18 protein-coding genes, 1 rRNA gene and 2 riboswitches are annotated in these 24,547 nt (G+C 42.4%); all 19 genes read left to right on the forward strand.

From position 1 onward, the window contains the following. The first annotated feature begins 2 nt into the window (after positions 1–2). The 19 genes from U719_RS02190 (at position 3) to U719_RS02285 (ending at position 24,514) form a co-directional block, all read left to right on the forward strand. Positions 3–1,085, forward strand: a complete 1,083-nt coding sequence (locus U719_RS02190; protein ID WP_023467042.1) for a sugar ABC transporter substrate-binding protein — start codon at positions 3–5, stop codon at positions 1,083–1,085. Then, on the forward strand, positions 1,082–2,590 hold the full coding sequence (locus tag U719_RS02195) for a sugar ABC transporter ATP-binding protein (RefSeq protein ID WP_023467043.1): 1,509 nt from the start codon (positions 1,082–1,084) through the stop codon (positions 2,588–2,590). The genes U719_RS02190 and U719_RS02195 overlap by 4 nt, the downstream gene beginning before the upstream one ends. Further along, entirely contained in the window at positions 2,587–3,591 is a 1,005-nt protein-coding gene (locus U719_RS02200; RefSeq protein WP_023467044.1) for an ABC transporter permease, read from the forward strand. Before U719_RS02195 ends, U719_RS02200 begins: the two co-directional genes overlap by 4 nt. Positions 3,592–3,956: 365 nt before the next feature. Beyond that, positions 3,957–4,913: a MoxR family ATPase gene (locus tag U719_RS02205; protein ID WP_023467045.1), complete on the forward strand. Its 957-nt coding sequence runs from the start codon at positions 3,957–3,959 to the stop codon at positions 4,911–4,913. Further along, complete coding sequence (locus tag U719_RS02210; protein ID WP_023467046.1) at positions 4,910–5,992, forward strand: DUF58 domain-containing protein; 1,083 nt, start codon at positions 4,910–4,912, stop codon at positions 5,990–5,992. Before U719_RS02205 ends, U719_RS02210 begins: the two co-directional genes overlap by 4 nt. Beyond that, entirely contained in the window at positions 5,989–8,061 is a 2,073-nt protein-coding gene (locus U719_RS02215; protein WP_023467047.1) for a transglutaminase domain-containing protein, read from the forward strand. The genes U719_RS02210 and U719_RS02215 overlap by 4 nt, the downstream gene beginning before the upstream one ends. A 40-nt stretch (positions 8,062–8,101) precedes the next feature. Then, positions 8,102–8,203: riboswitch (purine riboswitch) on the forward strand. A 129-nt stretch (positions 8,204–8,332) separates the two neighbouring features. Next, positions 8,333–9,853, forward strand: a complete 1,521-nt coding sequence (gene guaA, locus U719_RS02220) for a glutamine-hydrolyzing GMP synthase (RefSeq protein WP_051353615.1) — start codon at positions 8,333–8,335, stop codon at positions 9,851–9,853. A 183-nt stretch (positions 9,854–10,036) separates the two neighbouring features. Further along, on the forward strand, positions 10,037–10,969 hold the full coding sequence (locus U719_RS02225) for a tyrosine-type recombinase/integrase (protein ID WP_023467050.1): 933 nt from the start codon (positions 10,037–10,039) through the stop codon (positions 10,967–10,969). A 25-nt stretch (positions 10,970–10,994) separates the two neighbouring features. Then, a complete protein-coding gene (locus U719_RS02230) occupies positions 10,995–11,594 on the forward strand; it encodes a hypothetical protein (RefSeq protein ID WP_023467051.1) in 600 nt (199 codons plus the stop codon). A 602-nt stretch (positions 11,595–12,196) separates the two neighbouring features. Then, positions 12,197–13,210 (forward strand): hypothetical protein, encoded by a 1,014-nt coding sequence (locus U719_RS02235; RefSeq protein ID WP_023467052.1) that lies wholly within the window; start codon positions 12,197–12,199, stop codon positions 13,208–13,210. Between the two features lie 418 nt (positions 13,211–13,628). Continuing rightward, entirely contained in the window at positions 13,629–14,492 is an 864-nt protein-coding gene (locus U719_RS02245; protein ID WP_144080691.1) for a hypothetical protein, read from the forward strand. A gap of 172 nt (positions 14,493–14,664) precedes the next feature. After that, complete coding sequence (locus U719_RS02250; RefSeq protein ID WP_041254987.1) at positions 14,665–15,237, forward strand: recombinase family protein; 573 nt, start codon at positions 14,665–14,667, stop codon at positions 15,235–15,237. A gap of 353 nt (positions 15,238–15,590) precedes the next feature. After that, positions 15,591–16,349, forward strand: a complete 759-nt coding sequence (locus U719_RS02255) for an abortive infection family protein (RefSeq protein WP_023467055.1) — start codon at positions 15,591–15,593, stop codon at positions 16,347–16,349. A gap of 364 nt (positions 16,350–16,713) precedes the next feature. Continuing rightward, entirely contained in the window at positions 16,714–17,907 is a 1,194-nt protein-coding gene (locus U719_RS02260) for a DNA methyltransferase (RefSeq protein WP_023467056.1), read from the forward strand. Then, on the forward strand, positions 17,894–18,829 hold the full coding sequence (locus U719_RS02265; RefSeq protein WP_023467058.1) for a Bpu10I family restriction endonuclease: 936 nt from the start codon (positions 17,894–17,896) through the stop codon (positions 18,827–18,829). Before U719_RS02260 ends, U719_RS02265 begins: the two co-directional genes overlap by 14 nt. 583 nt (positions 18,830–19,412) lie before the next feature. After that, the gene (locus U719_RS02270) at positions 19,413–19,946 is read left to right on the forward strand and encodes a hypothetical protein (protein WP_023467061.1); all 534 of its coding nucleotides are present in this window, start codon (positions 19,413–19,415) and stop codon (positions 19,944–19,946) included. A gap of 151 nt (positions 19,947–20,097) precedes the next feature. Further along, positions 20,098–20,199: riboswitch (purine riboswitch) on the forward strand. An 84-nt stretch (positions 20,200–20,283) separates the two neighbouring features. Then, entirely contained in the window at positions 20,284–21,639 is a 1,356-nt protein-coding gene (locus tag U719_RS02275; protein WP_023467062.1) for an NCS2 family permease, read from the forward strand. A gap of 83 nt (positions 21,640–21,722) precedes the next feature. Continuing rightward, entirely contained in the window at positions 21,723–22,634 is a 912-nt protein-coding gene (locus U719_RS02280) for a proline dehydrogenase family protein (RefSeq protein ID WP_023467063.1), read from the forward strand. A gap of 318 nt (positions 22,635–22,952) precedes the next feature. Continuing rightward, positions 22,953–24,514: ribosomal RNA gene (locus tag U719_RS02285) — 16S ribosomal RNA — on the forward strand. The last annotated feature ends 33 nt before the right edge of the window (positions 24,515–24,547 follow it).

A 24,547-nucleotide genomic window follows, 5' to 3' on the forward strand; every position in this document is an offset into this window, starting at 1 on the left:
TCATGAAAAAACTAGCTTACGCCGTCCTAGCACCGGCACTGTTACTAGCGGCTTGTGCGAATGGAGAAGCCACGACGACGAAGGTCGTTAAGGATGTACCAAAAGGGGTTCAATCAGACGTCAAGATCGCCGTGATCCGCAACCTAGCATCGGACGACCATACGAAACAATTCCTTGATGGCGCACGAAGTGAAGGCGAAGCGCTCGGCTTTAAAGTCAGCACGTTCATTTCGGAAGGCAACGACGTCAAGTTCAAGGAACTGGTCGCACAAGCGATTCAACAAGATTATGACGGGCTCATCATCTCGCACGGTAAGGAAGACTACGCCTATGACATGATCAAACCAGCGGTCGATAAAGGACTGAAGGTCGTAACGTTCGATACGATCACGAAGAAAAAAGGAATGACGTTAAAAGGTGTGACGGAAACATTCCAAAACGATCATCAACTCGCGAAGCTATCGCTCGATGAAGTGACGAAGGTGACGGACAAAAAGCCGGTCCGTGTCATCAAACTCTGGTTCGGACCAGGTTTTGCCCCACTCGATCGTCGTCAGGAAATCTACAAGACGTACGAAGCAGACGGTAAAATCAAAACGCTTGAGACGGTTGGACCGACAAACTTCCAAGATGTCCAAGGGGATATCGCAACGAAGATGAATGCGATTCTCGCGAAATATCCGAAAGGAAGCATTGATGCGGTTTGGGGGGCATGGGACGAAGTTGCAAAAGGGGCTTACAAATCGCTCAAGGATAATAAACGTCAAGAAATCCCGCTAATCTCGATCGATGTCTCGAATCAGGATATCAACCTGATGCGTGAAAAAGGCAGTAACTGGGTCTCGACGAGTGCGGTGGATCCATTCTTGATTGGACAAACGGACATGCGATTACTGGCTAAGAAAATCGCTGGTGAGAAGACACCGGATAGCTTTGATCTCGACGCGAAACTCGTGGAGCAGAAGGCGTTGAAGCAGGACACGACGATGTACAATCTCGATACGATAATCAAAGGATGGAGTACATCGGACAAATTCAATGAACCGTGGATGGACCGGTTGCGTGACGTCCATAAGAAACAATGACGTCTACCAATCATCACTTGAAGATGACCGGGATTTCACTGGCGTTTCCGGGAGTGCAAGCCTTAAAACAAGTCTCGTTTGAAGTGAAATCCGGTGAAATCCACGCGCTTGTCGGTGCGAATGGTGCCGGTAAGTCGACGTTGATGAAAGTCTTATCCGGAGCGGAAACAGCGGACGAAGGAACGATCCGTCTCGACGGGAAGGAGTTGACCATCACGTCACCGCGTGATGCGAAACAGATTGGAATCGACCTCGTCCAACAAGAGGTCGATGTGGCGCTTGTCCCGTATTTGACGGTCGCTGAGAATATCTGTCTCGATCTGTTGACGGACAGAACGATGACTGGCTTCGTATCCCAACGCCGTTACATACAGCGTGCCAAAGAAGCGTTAGCAACATTACAGGCGGATATTTCCGTCAAGACACGTGTCGAGGAGTTGCGGCTTGCTGAAAAGCAACTCGTACTGATTGCTCGCGCCCTCGTCCAAGAACGCCGTTTTTTGATTTTAGATGAACCAACGGCACCTCTCAGTCAGGCGGAAACAAGCCATCTCTTTTCAGTCGTGCGTCGTTTAGCCGAACGAGGGCTTGGGATCATCTTCATCTCGCATCGTTTACAGGAACTATATGAGATTTGCGACTCCATCTCGGTCATGCGCGACGGTCAACTCATCTCACGACATCTTTTGACAGACATCACGAAGGAAGCTGTCGTTGAGCAAATGCTCGGGCGTCAGCTTACGTCTGTTGCGAAAACGTCACGGGTAAATGCAACGAACGTATTGACGGTCGAGAGTGCTACGAATGCGGACGTCCACGATATCTCCTTGATGGTTCAAGCAGGTGAAGTCGTTGGTATCGCGGGTCTTGTCGGTGCCGGTAAAACGGAATTATGCAAAGCATTGTTCGGTGATCGCCCGTTTCAGGAAGGGGAGGTTCGGATAGGTGGAAAAGCCCATCGCCTTTGCAATCCACAAGCTGCGATTCAAGCGGGAATCGGTCTCGTTCCAGAAGAACGACGAAAAGAAGGAATTCTTGTTGCCGATTCTGTCGCAGAAAATCTAACAGCAGCGGCAGCTCATGATTTCGTCAACCGCTGGGGGCTGATGGATCGTCGCAAAGAAGCAAATCAGGCATCGCAATGGGTCAAGGAGCTGGGCATTAAAGTGGCAGACGTGAAACAGGAAGTAGGTCAACTATCCGGTGGGAATCAACAAAAAGTCGCCATCGGAAAATGGTTACTGACCGATGTTTCTGTACTCGTCTTGGACGAACCGACAAAAGGTGTCGACGTCGGAGCCAAACAAGATATCTATCGTCTGATTGACGGACTCGCGCAACAACAAAAAGGGATCCTTTACGCGACGAGTGAATGGGATGAACTTTTGACCGTCACGGACCGAATCTACGTCATGTTCGATGGACGGATCGTCCATGAAACGAAGACGGCGGACACATCAGAAGAAACCTTGTTGTGGTATGCGACAGGAGGAGGGCAACGATGAATGAGGTAGTATCAAAACAAACGAACCGAGGGAAGGGTTTACGTCCTGTCCTCGGATTCTTGAACGACTGGGGGATCGTCCTCGCGATCCTTGCCCTCGTCCTGTTTTTTGCGACGACGGCTCCAACATTCCTACAAGGGACGAATTTAATTAATATTTTACGAAGTATTTCCATCGTGACGATTATCGCGATCGGCTTGACCGTTTCTTTGACGGTCAATGGATTTGATTTATCGGTCGGGTCGACCGCGACGCTTGCGAGTTCTTTCGTCGTCTCGTTCTTCGTCTGGTACAGTCTACCGATCGGTGTCTCGATTGGTTTAGCACTTCTCTTATCTCTTAGCGTTGCTCTGGTGAACATCTTACTCATCGTCTGGTTTAAGATTCCGGATTTGTTTGCGACGCTTGCGACGATGTTCATCGTCGAAGGTGTCGCGATGACGTATACCGGTGGTGGTTCAATCAGTGCCGGAATGCCGCGCCTGGACGGTACACCAACAGTCGGCACGATTCCGGAGGCATTCGCGAAAATCAGCCAGGCGCCTTGGATCATCGTCATCATGCTCGTCGTCGTCGCTGTGACACACGTCTTCTTAAGCCATACGCGACACGGTCGTTTTCTCTATATCATCGGTGGGAATCCGGAAGCCGCACGACTGACAGGAATTCGTGTCAACCGCTACCGGGCACTCGCGTATCTGATTGCTGGGTTACTTGCGGCAATCGGTGGGATTTTACTTGCGTCACAAGTCGGATCGTCACAAATCAATGCCGGTTCCGGTTATCTGATGCCAGCGGTCGCAGCCGCATTCATCGGCTCGTCGTTCGCAGGACAAGGGAAGCCGAATGCGCTTGGCACACTCGTTGGCGCTTGTCTTGTCGGGATTCTTGAAAATGGTCTCGTTATGCTGTCTGTTCCATACTATTCGTTGAATATCATCAAAGGGCTGGTCCTTGCGGTCGCACTCGCGACGACCTATGCGCGGTATCGAAAAAAATAATTAAAATTCGACGTTTCGTTTATAACATATTCGGTAATATTCAATATATGAAAGGATGGTGATGCACATGAATGATTACCAATGTAGAGGGAACGATCGCATGTCGCTTCTGAAAGAAGAGGATCACCGGACTTGACGAACGTTGTCCATTGACACGGATGTATTCGTGTTTTACGTGCAACTGCACGGTTCAAGAACGGATCACGGCATGTGTTCGTTCCTGAAACAAATAAGGGGGAAACGCTACGGCGTTCCCCCTTTTTCATGTGCTAGAAACTGCTCGTATTTCTTTAAAAGCGTAGCGGAATATGAGATGATATAAAAAGTCAGAAAATTCAACTACTACGAGAGCAAGGGGCCTGACAATGCGAACATACACTAAGGAGATTCAAGCGATTATCGACAACGTAGAGAAAGTCATCATTGGTAAGGAAGATGTCATCACACAATCATTGGCAGCATTACTAGCGGGCGGTCACGTCCTATTAGAAGACGTACCGGGAGTCGGGAAGACGATGCTCGTTCGTGCGTTCAGCCGATCGATCGGGTTGACCTTCAAACGTGTTCAGTTCACGCCAGACCTACTTCCGTCAGATTTGACGGGTGTATCGATGTATAATCAGAAAACTAGCCAATTCGAATATAGACCGGGTCCTTTAATGGGAAACATCGTCTTAGCCGATGAGATTAACCGAACATCACCAAAAACTCAATCTGCCTTACTCGAGGGAATGGCGGAAGCGAACGTCACCGTCGATGGTGAGATTCATACGCTTCCGAATCCCTTTTTCGTCATGGCGACACAAAACCCGATCGAACACGAAGGAACGTATCCGTTACCAGAAGCACAACTCGACCGTTTTCTCGTCAAAGTCAAAATGGGTTATCCTGATTTCCACCAGGAAATGAAGCTACTGACACGTTTCGAACGGGATGAACCAATTGAAACGCTCGAAGCGGTGATTGGTCGCGAGCAATTGCTCCAGATGAAAGAAGAAGTCAAGAACGTCCATGTCTCACAACCCGTCAAAAAATATATCGTCCATCTCGTCCAAGCGACCCGGACGAACGGTTCACTTTATCTCGGCGCGAGTCCCCGTTCTTCGATTGCTTTGATGAAAGTCGCGCAAGCGTGGGCATACATGGAAGGACGCAGTTTCGTCTTACCGGATGATGTCAAACATCTCTTGATTCCGGTCCTGTCACACCGCTTGATTTTGACAGCGGACGCGCGTTATCACGGTCAATCGTCTGAACGGATTTTAGAACAAATCAAAAAAGAGGTTGCTGTACCAATCCAACAAGACGTGGAGTCCCTATGACGAAGTGGCAAATTGGTTGGCGTTACGCTGTACTCCTTTTGACGACGGTTGCCTTATGGACATATGCGCGCGTCGATGGTGGAAATGTCGCTTCCTTGCTGTTTTATGTCATGGCGGGTTTGACCGTCTACTGGACGCTCTTCCTCGTTTGGCCCGTCACGCAGGCACTGGCGACGCGTGAAGTATCGAATAAGATGCTCGTTGCCGGAACAGATATCCCGGTTTCCTTACGGGTTCGCCGGCGTTTCCCGTTCCTTGTCGGAGCCGTCGAGGTGACGGAGGCGATTCCAAACGAACTCAGCGAAGAAAAACTCGATATTAGCCGTCCGCTCCGTGCCCACTACCGGAAGACAGAGCATATCGACTACACGATTCCATCGATTCGTCGAGGCGTGTATCAGATTCCTGGCTGTATCGTTGAAATTACGGATCCGTTCGGGCTGTTCAAGCGGAAACGGATGTTTCCGGTCGAAACGTATCTTGCGATTGAACCGGCACGCCTTGCCGTTCAACTTCCGCATGAGGAGGATCGCGGCGATGGGGGAATCTCCCCTGTGTCGCTTGATCTTCGTCAGTCGTCCTTTACTGTCGTTGGTGTCCGAGAATACGTCAGTGGTGACCGGATGAATCAGATTGACTGGAAAGCGACGGCAAAACGCCAAGGTTTAATGACGAAAACGTTTGAACGAGAGCAGGAACGGGAGACGACGATCGTCTTTGATGAGGGGACGGAAGCGGGTGAAGCTTTCGAACGCGTCATCTCGATGCTGGCAGAAGCGACGGATCAGCTAAATAAAAGACGGCTGAGCTACCGCATTCACCTCGTCGGACATGCTGTTCAATCGTTATCGTTACCACTCGAGGGTGCGAAACTGACGCATTACCTGATGACGGCGCAGCCGAGTCGGACACGGACGTTCATCGAGTCATGGGAGTACTCGTCAAAAGCGCTTCGATTGAGTGGCAACGTCCTCTTCATCACACCGGATCTTGAATCGAACAATGAACTATGGATTTCGAAGATTAATCAAGAAGCCACCGTTCATGTCTATACACCAGAACGGAGGGGAGTGCGATGATGCGACGCTTGATTTGGAACGCCATCGCGGCATCCGTCCTGACGTGTTTCATGCCACCACTTCTCGAACTGACGACGTTCGAACATCTTTGGTCCTTCTTACCGATGCTGTTTCTGCCGTTGCTGTTGTCACATCTATCGCGGCGTTACTTTTTACTCGGAAGTCTCGGTGGACTACTCCTATCGTTTTATTTGATTTTGACGCCGGGAGCAGCACCATGGGGCATCTTTACGGAGATCAGCTCAGATGTTCAAAGTGTCATCAATGGTGAGTTACCGGGACGACCAGCCTTTGCACTCTCGATCGGACTGATCAGTTTCTTGATCGCTTATTTAGCACGGCGGACATTCCCGAATCGCGGATTTGTGTTTGGTCTTGCCTTCGGTGTCATTGGATTTATCGCGTATTGCGATACGTGGACGGATTATTCGGGAGAGACGTTCATTCTCTATCCGATCATTCTATCTTTATTATTACTCTATGCGACGGAAGTTAACGAACGACCGCGCGCTTCTTACGTTCGTCCGCTGAGTGCTTTATTCATCATGGGTGCTGTCATCGTCGCTGCTGTCCAAAGTCCTGTCATCAATGCGACATGGCAAGACAGTTGGTACGATTTGACGTCCGGTCTTGAAGGTGAAGGAGAGCCGTCAAATGCGATTCAAAAGGTCGGCTACGGTAACAATGATGAGCAACTCGGTGGACCGTTTCAGATGGACGATCGAGAAGTTTTCCAAGTCGAAAGTGAAGGGAACCGCTACTGGCGAGTCGAGACGAAAGATATCTATACCGGCAAGGGGTGGGTGCTGTCGGAATCGAATCCGGAAATCGATGCGCGTGGTTTCTTCTCGCATTTCGGAAAAGAGGTCAAGACAAGAAATGAGACGGCAACGTTTGAGATGGCACGTGAACTGCCGTTCGTTCCGTACAATGGTGATAATGTTCGGTTGACGGTCGACCAGCAACGACAAAATGTACTGGTTGATCCTGAGAATCAAAAAATCTCGTATCTCGACGATACGAATCAGCAGCGCAACTATCAAATCGAATATGCCTATCCACTCTTCACAGAAGAGCAGTTACAGACAGATGAGCCGCTCGATTTATCAGCGGATGACACACGTCGGTACCTGCAGCTACCAGATGGATTACCACAACGTGTCCGTGATTTAGCGAATCAAATCGTTGAGGGTGAAGAAACACCGTGGGACAAGGCGCGAGCGATTGAAAACTATTTCGAAGAAGAAAACTTCGAATATAATACGGAGGAAGTCGCCGTACCAGGAGAAAATCAAGATTACGTCGATCAATTCCTGTTCGAAACGAAGCTCGGATACTGTGATAACTTCTCGACGTCCGCCGCTGTGTTGCTTCGGGCAGCTGGATTACCCGCTCGCTGGGTAAAAGGGTTCACGGGAGGCGAGTCCGATGTCATCGGCTCCGCCGTGACCAGTTATACGGTACGAAATAAAAATGCCCACTCGTGGGTCGAAGTCTACATTGAAGGACCAGGCTGGGTACCGCTTGAGCCGACTGTTAGCTTCGACGGAGCAGGTCAATATACGATTGACCGAGAAACGAACAACGAGACGGAGCAAACAAATCCACAACGCGAAACAGAAAATAATACAGAGACGACGACACCAAATCGTCCGCAGGAAAATCTTCTCGACGAAGAACAGACGACTAGCGCCGGACAGGCGGAGCAGAAGTCAATTCCGTTTTGGCCAATCCTTATGACGGCACTCGCTCTCTTGTTCCTTTACCTGTTCCGAAAACCAATCATTCGAACACTCGCGATTCTCTTCTTCCGGAGACAAATCGAGCGACCAGAAGGATTCCGACGGATGTACCGGTACCTCTTGCGACGTCTTGATAAAAAAGGATTCCATTATCAAGATGGTCGGACGCTTGCGGAACTCGCTCACGAAGTCGATGGGTACTACGAGACGTACGCGATGCGACCGTTGACGGATGCTTACGAACGGATGGTCTATGGTGGAGAATCATTATCTGCCGATAAAAAACGTGAATATTTCGAAAATATCATTCGTCATGTAGAGGGTTGATATTTACGAAACGATACAGTTACAATGGGAACAACGTAAATCACACACATGCAATCTCCTTTGTATATACTCGCGAATATGGCGCGAGAGTCTCTACCGGGTCACCTTAAACGACCTGACTATGAAGGAGCAGACCCTTCGTATACATTTTTTTGTGAAGCGGCCTGCTCTTTTTCCATTTTATCCATGGGCGAAGAGTGGGCTTTTTTCATAGGGTGCGCATGAAATCAGAAAGGCGGGAACAGATTTGGAAGCACATTTGGACCAGGAAATGATTCTCGTCCTCGATTTTGGAGGACAGTACAATCAATTGATCACACGTCGTATTCGGGACCTTGGTGTCTATAGTGAATTGCATTCGCATAAAATCACTGCAGCAGAAGTAAAGGAAATCGCACCTGCTGGTATCATCTTCTCAGGTGGTCCACGTAGCGTCTACGCAGAGGATGCGTACCGGTGTGACCCAGAAATCTTCGACCTCGGTATTCCAATCTTCGGGATCTGTTACGGCATGCAGCTCATGTCACAACATTTCGGCGGAACAGTAGAACGTGCGGGACATCGTGAATATGGAAAAGCCACATTGACGTTACAAGACCCGTCACCGATGTATGCGAACCTACCGCTTGAACAAACGGTCTGGATGAGCCACAGCGACCTCGTCACATCTGTGCCAAACGGATTCGTCGTCGATGGAACGAACGTGTCATGTCCGATCGCTTCGATCAAGAACGAAGAATTGAAAATGTACGGTGTGCAGTATCACCCGGAAGTGAACCATACGGTCTTCGGAAAAGAATTGCTCAAGAACTTCCTCTTTGAAGTCTGTAAATGTGCAGGCGATTGGTCGATGGAGAACTTCATCGAAATCGAAGTAGCGAAGATTCAAGAACAAGTCGGCGACAAAAAAGTCCTCTGTGCACTTTCTGGTGGTGTCGACTCGTCTGTCGTCGCAGCCTTGATTCACAAAGCAATCGGTGATCAATTGACATGTATGTTCGTCGATCACGGTTTACTGCGTAAGGGTGAAGCGGAGAGCGTCATGAAGACATTCGCGGATCACTTCCACATGAACGTCATCAAGATTGATGCCCAGGACCGTTTCCTCGACAAACTCCGTGGTATCTCAGATCCAGAGCAGAAACGTAAAATCATCGGCAACGAGTTCGTCTACGTCTTTGATGAAGAAGCTTCAAAACTAACGGACATGGACTTCCTTGCCCAAGGTACGCTCTACACAGATATCATCGAGAGTGGTACGGATACGGCACAAACGATCAAGTCACACCACAACGTCGGTGGATTGCCGGAAGACATGCAGTTTGAATTGATCGAGCCGATCAACACGTTGTTCAAGGATGAAGTCCGTGAACTCGGGAAAGAACTCGGTCTTTCCGATGAAATCGTGTGGCGTCAGCCGTTCCCAGGACCAGGTCTCGGAATTCGTGTCCTCGGTGAAATCACAGATGAGAAACTCGAAATCGTCCGCGAATCTGATTTCATTCTTCGTGATGAAATTAAAAAAGCTGGACTCGAGCGCGAAATCTGGCAATACTTCACAGTCCTTCCTCCAATCCGTTCGGTTGGTGTCATGGGCGATGAGCGGACATACGACTATGCCGTCGGAATCCGCGCTGTCACGTCTATTGACGGAATGACATCAGACTGGGCACGTATCCCATGGGACGTGCTCGAGAAGATCTCGGTTCGAATCGTCAATGAAGTTCAGAACGTTAACCGCGTCCTGTACGATGTGACGTCGAAACCACCTTCAACGATTGAGTGGGAGTAATAAGTGATCAGCACCACGTTTCTGTAAAAGAACGTGGTGGCTCGTAAAGCCCGTCATATCAGCGTTTTAAGAGGTATTTAAAAGGAGAAAGGTGAAGATAAGTCTATTTCACCTTCAACAACTCTATTTCAAAATGAAGCTCTCTTTTGTTCACATTATTTGTGAATGGAAGGGGGCTTTTTTGTGACCAAAATTACGGAACTGTTAGACGATTTTAAACTGAATCAACAAGTTCAAGGAAGGAGGGCAAAGTATATCGAGATGTGTATTTGGCGTCTGTCGAGGTGGAAAGATTTTATGCAAGAGGAGTTAAGCGTAGAAGAAGTAGAAGAGGTACGACCCATACACATCAAACAGTATATTCAATATCGTCAGCAACTCGGACAAGAAAAAGAGATTACGATCAATAACAACATCGCCACATTAAAAGTGTTCTTTAACTACTTGGTAGAAGAGGAGTTCATTGAAGAGCTCTCTAATCCAATGCGAAGAATCAAGAGTTTGAAGGAAGAAAAACGGGTGATTGTAACGTTTAATGATGACGAGGTAAAACGAATCATCACAGACGTCGAGGAAGAAACCTATTCCAATGTTCGAGATAAGCTTATTCTCATCATGCTATTTGATACAGGAGTTCGAGTTTCAGAGTTGATTGGTATCAAAGACAAGGATATCTCATCCAAGACGATACTCATCCATGGCAAGGGATCAAAGCAACGTCTCGTGTACATTAGCAAAACGATGCGTAAGTATATGCGTCGCTATGAAAGTTTGAAGAGAAAGCGATTTCGATGTAAGGAACCGGATGAGATAGAAGAGTACTACTTGTTAGATCAATCCGCCACACAGCTGCATCGCTCGAGTATAAACAAGATCTTAAAGACTCATTGCAAGAATGCTGGAGTACGTAAAGAAGTTCGTTGTTCCCCACATGATTGCCGTCATTACTTTGCTCAAAAGCAATTACGTAATGGAATAGATATCTACAGCTTAAGTCGTTTGATGGGGCACTTTGATACGCAGATGACTTCTAAATACTTGAGAGGTCTAGAACAAGAAAGCATTTTAGAAATTGGTAGAATGTACAGTCCGCTTAATGATTTCAAAATCAAATAAAGATAGAGGGAAGGAAGGTTTCAATATGGGAAAGAAACAAACACATACCTTTGGCTTTGAGTTGAGCTCAATGAAGGGGCTCTCTGGAGTATATGTTTTCCGTAATGTTAATGGCGAAATCGAGTACGTGGGAACATGTAAGGACACAGACGAGACAAAAGAGAACTGGCGATCAAGAATACGATCACATAATTCCTATAACGGAAAAAAGTTAACAAATGAAGTCACATTTATGGATGTATTCATACCAGATCAATCTATTAATAACCGTGGCTTGTTAATCTTAGAGTATCTGTTGATTTGGTATCTAAGACCGCCTAAAAACCTTCCTGAAGGGCTCAGAACGCATTGGAGGTACTTTTACTGGTCTTGGTCAGAGGAAACTGTTAAAGCGGTAGCAGAGGACAAATATAACTTAATAATTACTACTAGTATTGAAAAGTATTTACGTTCTTTTCGAATCAAGCGAATCCATAGAGAGTATGAATTGGACGGAAGCTTTAGAAAATACGGTTCTATCAGAGAAGTCGGATTCATCGATGAGCCGTGTCTTAATAACTCGGTTTGTACTTGTCTTCATTGCATAGCGAGAGAACGACATAATGCTATCTTTAATAATGATTGATTCAAATCAAACAAAACATCTATGAAAACGGTAAAAAGGCACTGAAGCAAAGAAGCTTTAGTGTCTTTTCACAGAAATGCAATGTGTTTTATAAAAGTACTAAATGAATTTAGATAGCACCTAGAAATACATGAAATAAATATTGAAAAATTTCGAGACGAGACGTTTAAACTAATGATTTTGATAAAGGGAATCATAACATGAGTCAGTGATGGTCTTCGTTTCCACGAAAAGCCTCCAATACATGCCTTGTATAAGAAGTGACTAATCACTTCAAACTATCCGTTAATTAGTCGAAGTCTTAGGCAGAGTGCTTATGATAGTTTTTTGCTCTCGTCTTGCGAGGGCAAAAACGGCGAGGAGGAACAGAGCGGAGCGAGTGACGGGCTGCCTGCCCATCTTTTCAAAACTGTACCGAATCGACTTACTATATTAATTAAATTATATAGTGTAGCAATTCGGTACAGTTTTTGATTGTGAAATTTAAATCGAAATAATTTATATTAAAAAGGTAACACATCAATTTACTAAATCATGTGAGGGGGGACTATAAAATGACTGCTTACACAAGCGAAACTTAGTCACTAGAAAAGGTTAGATAAATGGAACAAGTATTCACTTTAATTGAAATTGTAGAAAAATACGGGAGCGAGGCGATAAAAAGATCACTTGATAAAAACAATAACATCTCGGGTAAAGAAAAAATCACTCTTCTTAAAACCGTTAATCAGTATTGGGAGTCGTGTGAGGTAGAAGGCAGAGGTTCTAAACGACTATTCAAGTGCAGTGGGAAACGAGAAAAGAAAATTGATCGTGTTGACAATAGAGTAAACAATGGTCAAGGTCAACTAGTAGGAGAATTTGAATTAAAAACATTAGTTATGAATTACTTAATTCACAATAATCAAGCCATTCATAAAATGAGCGCTACTAAATGGATTAAAGCACTCGGTACTGCTAATGAAAGCACTTTTGATGCATTGTACGATCAGAGAAAATATCATTTAAATAATATTGAGAAGTTGTTTGTAGATAATATTCCTAATTACAAAATTGATGATTCAGCCAGTGATATGTTAAATGAGTTTCTGAATCTATTTACACGAAGCATGAAAAACAGTTTAGTATCAGTATTCAAGAAATTAGAAAAAGAAAACCTAGTTTTCTATGATGTAGAAAAATGGGGTTTTACACTTGATCATGAATCCAAGGAACTTAATATAAATGACCTTGAGCAAATCGAGAAAATTCGTGGATATCTTTTTGAGCTATATAAAATTTCTCCAAAGGATTTACGGATGGAATACAAAAAAGAAAGTATAGCGTTTAAAAAGGATCTTAAACAAGAGTTAAAAGATAAGTTGAACTTAAAGAACTATTACGACGTTCACTATTGTGAGCTTACTAGTGATTTAGATAATTCAAAAATTGATGCGGATGCTTTAGGTTTAATACGTGAGAAATTTATAAAACTGTTCAAAGCAAACTCTTTAGAACTTGCGACAAAAAGAGAACTATCTACTACAGAATATCGTTATGAGTTTAATAAGATCAGCTCTTTAAAGCGTGCTAAACAGTACTCCTTGATGTGGAAACTCTTACTGGAGTATTTTTGAGTTGTAAAAATGTCCTATATGTTTTTCGTAAGTAAGAAAGACTAACTAATGAAACAAAAGTTTTATTAGTTAGTCTTTTTAATTATCATCTTTCTATCCCATTGTTTATGGCAATCTGGACACTGCCATTTACGTATACTATCAACATCAATACTAGTGATTCCGATTTTTCTTGTAAAGTGAGTGGCTCCATAAAATTGTTGAGACTCTTTAGGGATAGGCTCCCCTTGAAGATTAGCATTGCAATAAGGACAGTATTCTTTGCTGTTATCCATAAAATCATCACTCCGTATCTTTGGTATTTTTTTTGTAATTCTAATATGAATGAATAAACGTTCTTAAAATATAATAATAATTAGAAATACAAAAGGTAGAAACAATATCTTTTAATAAAAATAAAGAAATAGAGGGATGTTAATTGAATAGACGTAGGGTCAGCGGTTCTAGAAATAGAAGAACAATTGAATTTCACGATGAAGAGTTAGAAGAAAAAAGCTCACTAAGCGATAGTGCTCTCTTAATAGCTTTTATTACAGTATTAGGATACTACTTGGCTTACTCCTATAAAAAAGGATATCTTTCGTATTATGGAGTATCAAAAAATATGATAAGCCAAGTTGATGTAATCAACATAATTATAGCTTCTTCGGCTTTATTCTCAATTATTTTTGTACCATATTTACTTTACGTAAATACGAATACAGTACTGTATGGAGTAAATAATCCTATTGCTGTTATTTTTAAAAATAAAATAATTCCCTTGATAATTTTAGGGTCTGTATTATTGTTTGCGGTGAGCAGTTTAGTTTGGATATGGTGGGGGGCAATCGGATTATTAGTATCGTGTGCATGGGTATACATAAGCCCACTTTTCATACATTCTAAAATAAGTGGTTACAAAAATAAATTAGAAGAAGTAATTAGAAGAGATACACTGAATGAACCTTTTATAAAAAAAGTAATGCGAACTTTAAAATCGAAATCACTAGCTAAATATGTGCTCATACTTTTTGGGACTTTTTATTTAGGAAATATAGTGTATTTAATAGGGATAGAAAATGCAAAAAAAGAGAGGGAGTATATTAAACTTGAGGTTGATAATACTATATATCTTGTAGTAGATGTAATTGGAGAAAACTATATAATAACTCCTTATGATAAAAAAACAAATAGCATTGAATCTAAATTTTCGATAATTGAAATTAAAACTAATTTTGATGACTTATTAGAGTTTGAAAATATAGTATTAAAAGATAGTCTAAAGGTGAAAATAAAAAAGTGATTGTTAGATATAAAGTAATAAAGAGTCTCTAAAATCGTCGTTTTATAGACGAAATACCGAGAGAGTATAAATTAACATTTATACTCTCTCTTTTTTGTTGTTTTTGTCTATAAACTCGTCTAATGTAGTTTGTATATAAAACATATGAGAAAAAAGAATAGAGGTTAAATGAATGCATCGAATCATCGGATATTGTCGTGTGAGTACGGAAGATCAGAACTTAGATATGCAAGAAAGAGCTATTGAGAAGTATGCGGAGGAAAAAGGACTGCGGTTGGTGATGTATGTTGAGAAAGTATCAAGTCGAAAGAGTGAGAGGGTCGAGCTATTGAATGCAATGAAAGCTGCTACTCAAGGAGATCTTTTCGTTGTCTATAAACTAGATCGGCTAGCCAGAAGCACTAAAGAGTTATACGAATTAACTGAGCAACTAAAAGAGAAACAAGTTGATTTTGTATCAATCAGTGATGCATTTGATACATCCACTCCAACTGGGAAAGCTATGTTTGGTATGTTGGCTGTCTTTGCTGAGTTTGAGCGTGATATTATTCAGCAACGTACAAAAGCTGGACTAGCTGCAGCTCGTAAGCGAGGGAGAATTGGCGGTAGACCTACTATAGATGAAAAAGTGAAAAAGCGTGTACGCACCCTCTTTGAAGCTGGAGAAAGTGCAAGCGATATTGCCAAAGAATATGGAATCGGAAGAGCGACTGTCTATAAAATTATTAAAGAAAGTTCAGATTGACTCAGTGATTTCAATCTGAGAGCAGAGTCTCTAGTTAATTACTCGATTAGTTTAATTTGTTTAAACAACTTAAGTGTGAAAGATCTTTACTCTAAAGACATTGATTGAATGTAGCTATTTAAAAGAATCATTGCTTATTTTATACAGACTTAAAATTCTAATGGAAGGGGGGGGTTATTGTCACTTACAAAAGTCGAAATAACTCTTATAATCGCATAGGTAGGTACATCCACACGATACAAATATTATGGTGTTGCTTTATTGCTTAGAAATCATCTTCTTCGTAATTATAAATTGTATAAGTTACTATGAACGGCTTGTTGTTAAATATGGAATCGAGAGGGGATGCTACGATGAATGACGGGCTATATATTAAAGTAGAAAAATTAAAATATTTACTCGTTTCTCATGCAACTGGAGAAGATGCTGATGATGCTGAATACAAAGATTTACGTCAGGAGTTAATAAGAAATACCTATATAAATAGTTATTTACCAAAATTCTTGAGGGATTGTCGCTCGTTAACAGAGTTTTGGGGTCATATTAAAAATCAATCACCTACATATCAAGGAAGACGTGATTATTTACGTGATGAGTTTAATCATGCTCTGACTATAATAGAAGAAAGTATAATTACTACTTCTCCAGTAGATAGTGTTGTTTCTGACACTATAGATGGGCATATCGATTACGAATATGTTCAACAAGTTTGGCAAAAAGCTTTAGTAAGGCGGACGACAGATCCTGATGGAGCAATCACTATTGCGAGGACTTTGCTAGAGGCAACATGTAAACATATTATGGATGAGGCTGAATATGAATATAATGATAAAGCCGAATTACCACAACTCTATAAAGGAGTTCAAGAACTACTTAACCTAGCGCCTAGTGAACATACGGAACAAATATTTAAAGAAATTCTATCGGGGTGTGTATCTGTAGTAAAAGGTCTCGGATCATTAAGAAATAAACTGAGTGACGCACATGGCAGAAGTCGTAAAGTCCCATCTCCTTCATCTAGGCATGCTCAGTTTGCAGTTAATATAGCTGGATCTACAGCTGAGTTTTTAATCTCTTCATGGGAAGAAAAAAAGGAGCAAGAAAATAGGTAGTTATTAACCTGTAAAGTTGTAAGAGGCTTTTGCATATTATTATTAAAGAATAAGCCTTTTAACTCTTGCAATTATGCGATCAACTAATGTAATAAAATAATTGAATTAATAATTTGAATAGGTTGATAAATTTTCTAATACCAACGTTTTGAGAGCGTACTGTACAACATGACATCGCAACCTACAAATTCATAGACCTGTATTCCATAAAGAGAACACTGTGCTTCTTACTTTAATAACATCTAACATTAATACTTTGTTTTTTTGAATTAGTCAGTGCTTTGAGGTGTGATGAGTATAGTTTAATTGTTTATATGATACAATTATTTTTATAGAATTTTACGGATGTGAGAGGTTAAAAATTATGAATGGAATATATAAAAAATTTGATTTGATAGAGATAGATAACGAGGAGATTAGTCAGGCTGAATTAAATATTGATAATAAAGAACGTTCAAATTTATTTAATTGGAATGGACAGTTTTCCCCACAATTTATTGAAGTTTTATTAGAAAGATATGCTATGAAAAAAGATATAATTTATGATCCTTTTGCAGGATCAGGTACAGTTTTATACGAAGCTGGAAGAAAAGGTTTACAGGCTGTTGGTATAGAATTAAATCCTTCAGCATACTACATGTCTAAATTTTATGAACTTATGTGTGTAAGCATAGAAGAGAGAGAAGAAATAATTAGATATATAGATGATATAGTTGCTAACATGTTTTTTGACCATGACTATGAAATATTATTAGTTGATGAACACATTAATAACAATAATGCTTTCATCAACAATACAGTAAGGTTGTTAATCATACTGTTAGATATTGAAAATAAAAAGGTGAATGTAGATATAATAATCAAAAAATGGAATAATTTGAAAAATAATTTACTTAATTTACCTTTTAGCAGTGAGGATATCAAATGTTATATGGGTGATTCTAGGAAAAATCACATTTTAAATAATACTGTTTCTTTAGTAATTACTTCTCCTCCCTATATTAATGTTTTTAATTACCATCAAAATTATAGGAAATCCGTTGAAAACTTAGGTTATGATGTTTTAAATATTGCCAAAAAAGAGTTGGGTGCAAACAGAAAGCATAGAGGAAATCGTTTTTACACTGTAATTCAGTACTGTATTGATATGGCACTATCAATTAATGAAACTATTCGAATTTGCAAAGATAAGGCTACTTTAATTTATGTTGTAGGCAGGGAATCCAGAGTTCTTGGACTTGATTTTTATAATAGTAGATTAATATATAATATTTTTGTGAAAATTTTTAATATAAATTTAAGGATTAGACAAAGTAGAACTTTTAAAAATAGATTTGGAAAATTGATCATAGAAGATGTGTTGCATTTTTGTATAGAAAAAGAAAATATTACTATGTTAAGTGAAGAAGAAATTATTAGGCTGGCGCAAGAAATTGGTAGAGAAGAATTGTTATTGAATATTGATAAGGATTTTGAAGAAAAAAATTTATTGCTTTTAAACATAGCTATCAACAATTATAAAAAAATATGGAGGTCTGAGTATAGTGTCGAAAACTAGAGGTATTCATGGAGAAAAGTTAGTGGCGGTTCTACGTAATGATAGACTTCCTGAATCAGACAAAGTTAGAATAAATGAGGCTATTGAAAAATATGATTTATGGATTGACCAATTAGATCAAGTAAGTTTAGAGGGAATAGGTATTGAAGGAATCATTAGTGAAATGGTTGATTTGCTTAATGATTATAAATTATATTTGGATTTAAATATAATTTTCGATAGTGAAAACGACTTTTTATATAGACAAAAAGGTCAATTAAAAATTGATAATACAGTAGTAGAGGAATTTTTACCTATAATAGTTAAAAAATGCATAAGTGGAAAAAGAGGATTGGATAATGTTGATATAAGTTCTCAGGTTAAAACTTATTCTTCGATACACTTCAACTCTAGTATAAATAAGATAAATATTGGTGGAGGAATTTCAATAAGATCTAAAGACCAAGATTTTTCTATGAGTCGGAAATTGTATTTAAGGTCTTCGTACGATCCACAGTTCACAGAACAATCTTCAGTGGATATTTCCACGAATTTAGGTTATGTGTTAGCAGAAACTAAAACAAACTTAGATAAAACTATGTTTCAAGAAGCCTCGGCAACTGCACGTGATGTAAAGATGGCAGTGTCAGGATGTAAATACTTCCTTATGTGTGATTATCTAGATATGACACCAATAAGTTCTTCAGCTACCTATATTGATGAAATTTTGATTTTGAGAAAATCTAAAAGATTAAATTCGAACGTTCGTTCTAATTTTTCAACATACAAAGGAAGGTCAGAAAACAGAGCGCAGTATGAAAAGTACCTAAAAGAGTATCCATATTCAAAAGAAATTTTTGAAAGATTCATTAATTATATAATCGCACAATTAGATGATGAAGACCCTATTGAAAAGAGCGTTTTAGAAACTGGTTATTTTTGAACATTATATAGGTGAAAGTACAAATAGTTATTCTTAAATTGATAAATTGTGAATTTTATTACTCTATCATTTAAATTTAACTAAACAGTGAATCAGTTTAATGCACTTAAAAGTATAAAGTTTATTGTTAAGGTTACTTTAGCCTGCTACAATTATATAATCAAATAATGAGATGAATTGAGTGTGTTCATAATTAAATAGATTGATAAACCCTTTAATACCAACGTTTTTGAGGCGTCCTGTACGATGTGACGTCGAAACCACCGTCAACGATCGAGTGGGAATAAGTACTGGGCTTACTGAGACGATTCGTCTCATGAATCCTGTCGTAACACCCTTTTAAAGGAGAAAGGTGAAGATGAATCTGTTTCACCTTCAACCACTTTATTTCAAAATAAAGCTCTCTTTTGTTCGCATGATTTGTGAATGGAAGGGGGCTTTTTGTGAACGAAATTATGAAACCGTTGGACGTTTTTAAACTAAACCGACGAATTTAGGTACTTTAGTTCTAGTTTGCTGAGATGTGTGGACTCTTCCTGTATTATGGAATACATCATCTAATGGAAAAAAGGGATACTGCCTCATGATAGACTGGACATGGACTGAAGTTGATCAATTAGAAAAACTAGAAAAATGGAATGAAGCTAAACGATATCTTTTGAATTCTTGGAGACAACATCCCGAAGATCTCAAAACAGTCATTCGACTGGGCTTTTTTTGTTGGTACGTCTCCTTTGAACATGGACCATTGGGAATTACAGAGAACAATATAGATATTGAGGAATTAGAATCTTTACTAAAGGAAGTTACACATGATGGTTTACGTCATTTTATGAACCATGAGGACTTTCTATGGTGTTTTGGTTATATGGTTTCGATGACCCCTTATTATTTTGGAGAGTACAACGAGTGGGAAGAAAAAGGCGCATCCATGTTACGACGTGCTCATGAATTATGTCCGAATGAAGCAATTTATGCTTATTCTTATCTTGGATCGTTCTCAAATGCTTACGGAACACGTGAAAATGAATTGCAACAGGTACAGAATGTTTTAGAGGATCGTTTTAAAGGAGAGGGACTATTATCCGACTACTTTAAGAGTATATACGCTCAGTGATAGGGCTGATTTCTAACAATCATGAAATAGCCTTCAAAAAACCGTTTTCAAAACCGAACGTTCGGATAAAATAAGTAGTTAAATTTCGCTTTTATGGTTGACCCATGAATTTGACCGTGCTACGATGTGTCTGTTCTTATTTTTCATACCACTAAAAAAACATAAATAATGCCGTATAATTCTGGGGATAGGGCCCGGAAGTCTCTACAGGAACACCGTAAAGGTTCCTACTACGGCGCACACGCAGCATCGTGCGCTTATTGAAACGGCTTTTACCGCTTAGGTAAGGGCCGTTTTTTGTTTTCAAGGAGACGGCTTATTTGGAAGGAAGGCAATCATGAGCACACAATTGAAACAGCCACACCAACCGAAAGCAAAAGAAAATGCGATTGCGCGTTTCTTTGATTTCAATGGGCTTGGTACGAACATGCGTACAGAGTTCATCGCCGGCATGACAACATTCTTCGCGATGGCGTATATCTTATTCGTTAATCCGAATACATTAGCCGAAGCAGGAATGGACGCAGGAGCAGTCTTCGGTGCCACAGCACTCGTTGCGATCATCGGTTCCGTTACGATGGGATTACTGGCGAACTATCCAATCGCGCTCGCACCAGGAATGGGACTAAATGCTTTCTTCGCCTACAGCGTCGTCATCGGAATGGGTATTCCATGGCAAACCGCACTTTCAGGCGTTCTCGTCTCAGGTCTCGTCTTCATGGTATTAACAGCTTCAGGTATTCGTGAGATGATAATCAATGCGATTCCAGAACCATTGAAAATGGCAGTTGCAGCAGGTATCGGATTGTTCATCGCGTTCATCGGATTAAAAACAGGTGGTCTCGTCGTGGCGAATGAAGCAACACTCGTCTCGCTTGGTGATTTAAGTAAAGGAACAACGCTTCTCGCGGTATTTGGTCTTGTCGTATCTGCGGTCCTAATGACGCGTGGTGTCAAAGGGGCGATCTTCTTCGGAATGATCCTAACGGCAGTCGCTGGAATGATCTTCGGTTTGATTCCGATTCCAACAAGTCTTGGTGAAGTCATTTCAGCACCACCAAGCATCGCACCTACATTTGGACAAGCATTCCTTCACTTCGATGAAATCTTCACGGTTCAAATGATGATCGTCATCTTAACTTTCTTCTTCGTTGATTTCTTTGATACAGCAGGTACACTGGTTGCGGTAGCAAACCAAGCCGGTCTGATCAAAGAAAATAAAGTACCACGCGCTGGTCGCGCATTGATCGCTGATTCAACAGCAACAGTAGCAGGTTCGATCCTTGGAACGTCGACGACGGTTTCTTACATCGAATCAAGTGCAGGGGTTGCAGCAGGTGGTCGTTCAGGAATGACGGCGATCGTCACAGCTTTATTCTTCGGTCTCGCTTTATTCTTCTCACCATTGCTCGCAATCATCACCGCACCGGTCACAGCACCCGCATTGATCATCGTTGGTGTGTTGATGGCAGCTTCACTGCTCCAAATCGATTGGAAAAAATTCGAGTATGCGGTTCCCGCTTTCTTGACCGTCATCATGATGCCGTTGACGTATTCAATCGCAACAGGGATTGCATTCGGTTTCCTCTTCTATCCGGTCACGATGATCGCGAAAGGACGAGCAAAAGAAGTGCACCCAATCATGTACGTGTTGTCACTCGGATTCCTCGGTTACTTTATCTGGTTGCATTAATCCAAACTGCGTCTTTCTTCTATATAGAAGAAAGACGTTTTTTTATTGGGAGAGGGTAAGGGAGAAGAGAGAGGGTGATTCAGATGTTACAGCAGATTACTGGAGCTGTATTCGAATACTTGGCTGAGAATAGACTGTTGATTCAATTAGCGAAAAAAGTCGGATTGCCGCTTGGTGGAACATTATTCGTCGGAGGACAGGGCGCAGAAGAGACCCTCGATACCGTGAAACAATTTAATCAAGATGGACGAGCCGCTACAGTGGATTGTCTAGGAGAGTTCATTGAGACAGAGCAGGACGCGGTAGACATCGCAAATGAATGTATTAAAGTCATCGGGCAAATCAAAGAACATGGTCTAGACGCACAAGTATCTCTAAAGCTAACATCGATCGGATTAAGAATCGATCCGGATATCGCCTATCAACAGTTGAGTCGTATTGCAGAGATTGCCTATCAGAGAAACATGCGCGTGACAGTCAACATGGAAGAAGCGATGATGGTCGAGTCGATCGTTCGAGTATTCGAACGCGTACATGAACATTATCCAAACGTCGGAATTGCGCTACAGGCAAATGTATTCCGTAGTCGTTTTGATCTAGAACGTCTTCAGGCAACAGTACGTATCGTCAAAGGGGCATACGATGGAGACGATGAAATCTATATTCAACCGAAGAAGACAGTAGATGAGACATACCTTCAATTAGTAAAAGTTAATTTGTTAAATGGGAACTACACGCAAATCGCGACACATGATGAACAGATCATCCAGCAAATCATTGACTTTGCTCAAATGAAACAGATTGATCCATCACGGTTTGAATTTCAAATGCTTCAAGGCATGCGACCGAAACGACAACAAGAGTTAGTTCGACAAGGGTATCGTGTCGTTATCTACGTTCCGCATGGTGTGGACTGGTATACGTATTTGATGAGACGGTTAGCAGAACGCCCAGCGAATATCGCGTTTACAGTAGGAGCCATGTTAAGAAGGTAAAGACTTTGCGAAGAGGATTTAAACTCTTTGCAAAGTTTTTTTAAAATAATGCTTGTGTTTGTCGAATTTTGTTGTTATATTAATAAATGTTCCAGCGAGACGCCTTTTATAAACGGTTCGTTGGGGCTGAAAAGTTTTTTAAAAAGCATGGTTGACATAATCAAAACAACCTGTTAATCTATTGAAGTCGCTAAGGCGGCAGACGAACTTTGAAAACTGAACGATGAGGCAAAAATCGTATTCTACGGAATACAAAAACGAATGAAGCGCAAGCTTCGTCAATCGTGACTTCGGTCACACAACGAGCAAGTCAAACACTTTATGGAGAGTTTGATCCTGGCTCAGGACGAACGCTGGCGGCGTGCCTAATACATGCAAGTCGAGCGCAGGAAACTGACGGAACTCTTCGGAGGGAAGGCAGCGGAATGAGCGGCGGACGGGTGAGTAACACGTAAGGAACCTGCCTCAAGGATTGGGATAACTCCGAGAAATCGGAGCTAATACCGGATAGTTCATCGGACCGCATGGTCCGTTGATGAAAGGCGCTCCGGCGTCACCTTGAGATGGCCTTGCGGTGCATTAGCTAGTTGGTGGGGTAACGGCCCACCAAGGCGACGATGCATAGCCGACCTGAGAGGGTGATCGGCCACACTGGGACTGAGACACGGCCCAGACTCCTACGGGAGGCAGCAGTAGGGAATCTTCCACAATGGACGAAAGTCTGATGGAGCAACGCCGCGTGAGTGATGAAGGTTTTCGGATCGTAAAACTCTGTTGTAAGGGAAGAACACGTACGAGAGGAAATGCTCGTACCTTGACGGTACCTTACGAGAAAGCCACGGCTAACTACGTGCCAGCAGCCGCGGTAATACGTAGGTGGCAAGCGTTGTCCGGAATTATTGGGCGTAAAGCGCGCGCAGGCGGCCTTTTAAGTCTGATGTGAAAGCCCCCGGCTCAACCGGGGAGGGCCATTGGAAACTGGAAGGCTTGAGTACAGAAGAGAAGAGTGGAATTCCACGTGTAGCGGTGAAATGCGTAGAGATGTGGAGGAACACCAGTGGCGAAGGCGACTCTTTGGTCTGTAACTGACGCTGAGGCGCGAAAGCGTGGGGAGCAAACAGGATTAGATACCCTGGTAGTCCACGCCGTAAACGATGAGTGCTAGGTGTTGGGGGGTTTCCGCCCCTCAGTGCTGAAGCTAACGCATTAAGCACTCCGCCTGGGGAGTACGGCCGCAAGGCTGAAACTCAAAGGAATTGACGGGGACCCGCACAAGCGGTGGAGCATGTGGTTTAATTCGAAGCAACGCGAAGAACCTTACCAACTCTTGACATCCCATTGACCGCTTGAGAGATCAAGTTTTCCCTTCGGGGACAATGGTGACAGGTGGTGCATGGTTGTCGTCAGCTCGTGTCGTGAGATGTTGGGTTAAGTCCCGCAACGAGCGCAACCCCTATCCTTAGTTGCCAGCATTCAGTTGGGCACTCTAGGGAGACTGCCGGTGACAAACCGGAGGAAGGTGGGGATGACGTCAAATCATCATGCCCCTTATGAGTTGGGCTACACACGTGCTACAATGGACGGTACAAAGGGCAGCGAGACCGCGAGGTGGAGCCAATCCCATAAAGCCGTTCCCAGTTCGGATTGCAGGCTGCAACTCGCCTGCATGAAGTCGGAATCGCTAGTAATCGCAGGTCAGCATACTGCGGTGAATACGTTCCCGGGTCTTGTACACACCGCCCGTCACACCACGAGAGTTTGCAACACCCGAAGCCGGTGAGGTAACCGCAAGGAGCCAGCCGTCGAAGGTGGGGTAGATGATTGGGGTGAAGTCGTAACAAGGTAGCCGTATCGGAAGGTGCGGCTGGATCACCTCCTTTCTAAGGAAAACGTCCCTTACGGGACATGCCCAT

Origin of the sequence: Exiguobacterium sp. MH3, assembly GCF_000496635.1 — a bacterium.
GTDB lineage: Bacteria > Bacillota > Bacilli > Exiguobacteriales > Exiguobacteriaceae > Exiguobacterium_A > Exiguobacterium_A indicum.

Bases quoted from the DNA above. Each gene is read 5' to 3' on its own strand.
- U719_RS02190 (WP_023467042.1), top strand. From the start codon at position 3: ATGAAAAAACTAGCTTACGCCGTCCTAGCACCGGCACTGTTACTAGCG.
- U719_RS02195 (WP_023467043.1), top strand. From the start codon at position 1,082: ATGACGTCTACCAATCATCACTTGAAGATGACCGGGATTTCACTGGCG.
- U719_RS02200 (WP_023467044.1), top strand. From the start codon at position 2,587: ATGAATGAGGTAGTATCAAAACAAACGAACCGAGGGAAGGGTTTACGT.
- U719_RS02205 (WP_023467045.1), top strand. From the start codon at position 3,957: ATGCGAACATACACTAAGGAGATTCAAGCGATTATCGACAACGTAGAG.
- U719_RS02210 (WP_023467046.1), top strand. From the start codon at position 4,910: ATGACGAAGTGGCAAATTGGTTGGCGTTACGCTGTACTCCTTTTGACG.
- U719_RS02215 (WP_023467047.1), top strand. From the start codon at position 5,989: ATGATGCGACGCTTGATTTGGAACGCCATCGCGGCATCCGTCCTGACG.
- guaA (WP_051353615.1), top strand. From the start codon at position 8,333: ATGATTCTCGTCCTCGATTTTGGAGGACAGTACAATCAATTGATCACA.
- U719_RS02230 (WP_023467051.1), top strand. From the start codon at position 10,995: ATGGGAAAGAAACAAACACATACCTTTGGCTTTGAGTTGAGCTCAATG.
- U719_RS02235 (WP_023467052.1), top strand. From the start codon at position 12,197: ATGGAACAAGTATTCACTTTAATTGAAATTGTAGAAAAATACGGGAGC.
- U719_RS02250 (WP_041254987.1), top strand. From the start codon at position 14,665: ATGCATCGAATCATCGGATATTGTCGTGTGAGTACGGAAGATCAGAAC.
- U719_RS02255 (WP_023467055.1), top strand. From the start codon at position 15,591: ATGAATGACGGGCTATATATTAAAGTAGAAAAATTAAAATATTTACTC.
- U719_RS02260 (WP_023467056.1), top strand. From the start codon at position 16,714: ATGAATGGAATATATAAAAAATTTGATTTGATAGAGATAGATAACGAG.
- U719_RS02270 (WP_023467061.1), top strand. From the start codon at position 19,413: ATGATAGACTGGACATGGACTGAAGTTGATCAATTAGAAAAACTAGAA.
- U719_RS02275 (WP_023467062.1), top strand. From the start codon at position 20,284: ATGAGCACACAATTGAAACAGCCACACCAACCGAAAGCAAAAGAAAAT.
- U719_RS02280 (WP_023467063.1), top strand. From the start codon at position 21,723: ATGTTACAGCAGATTACTGGAGCTGTATTCGAATACTTGGCTGAGAAT.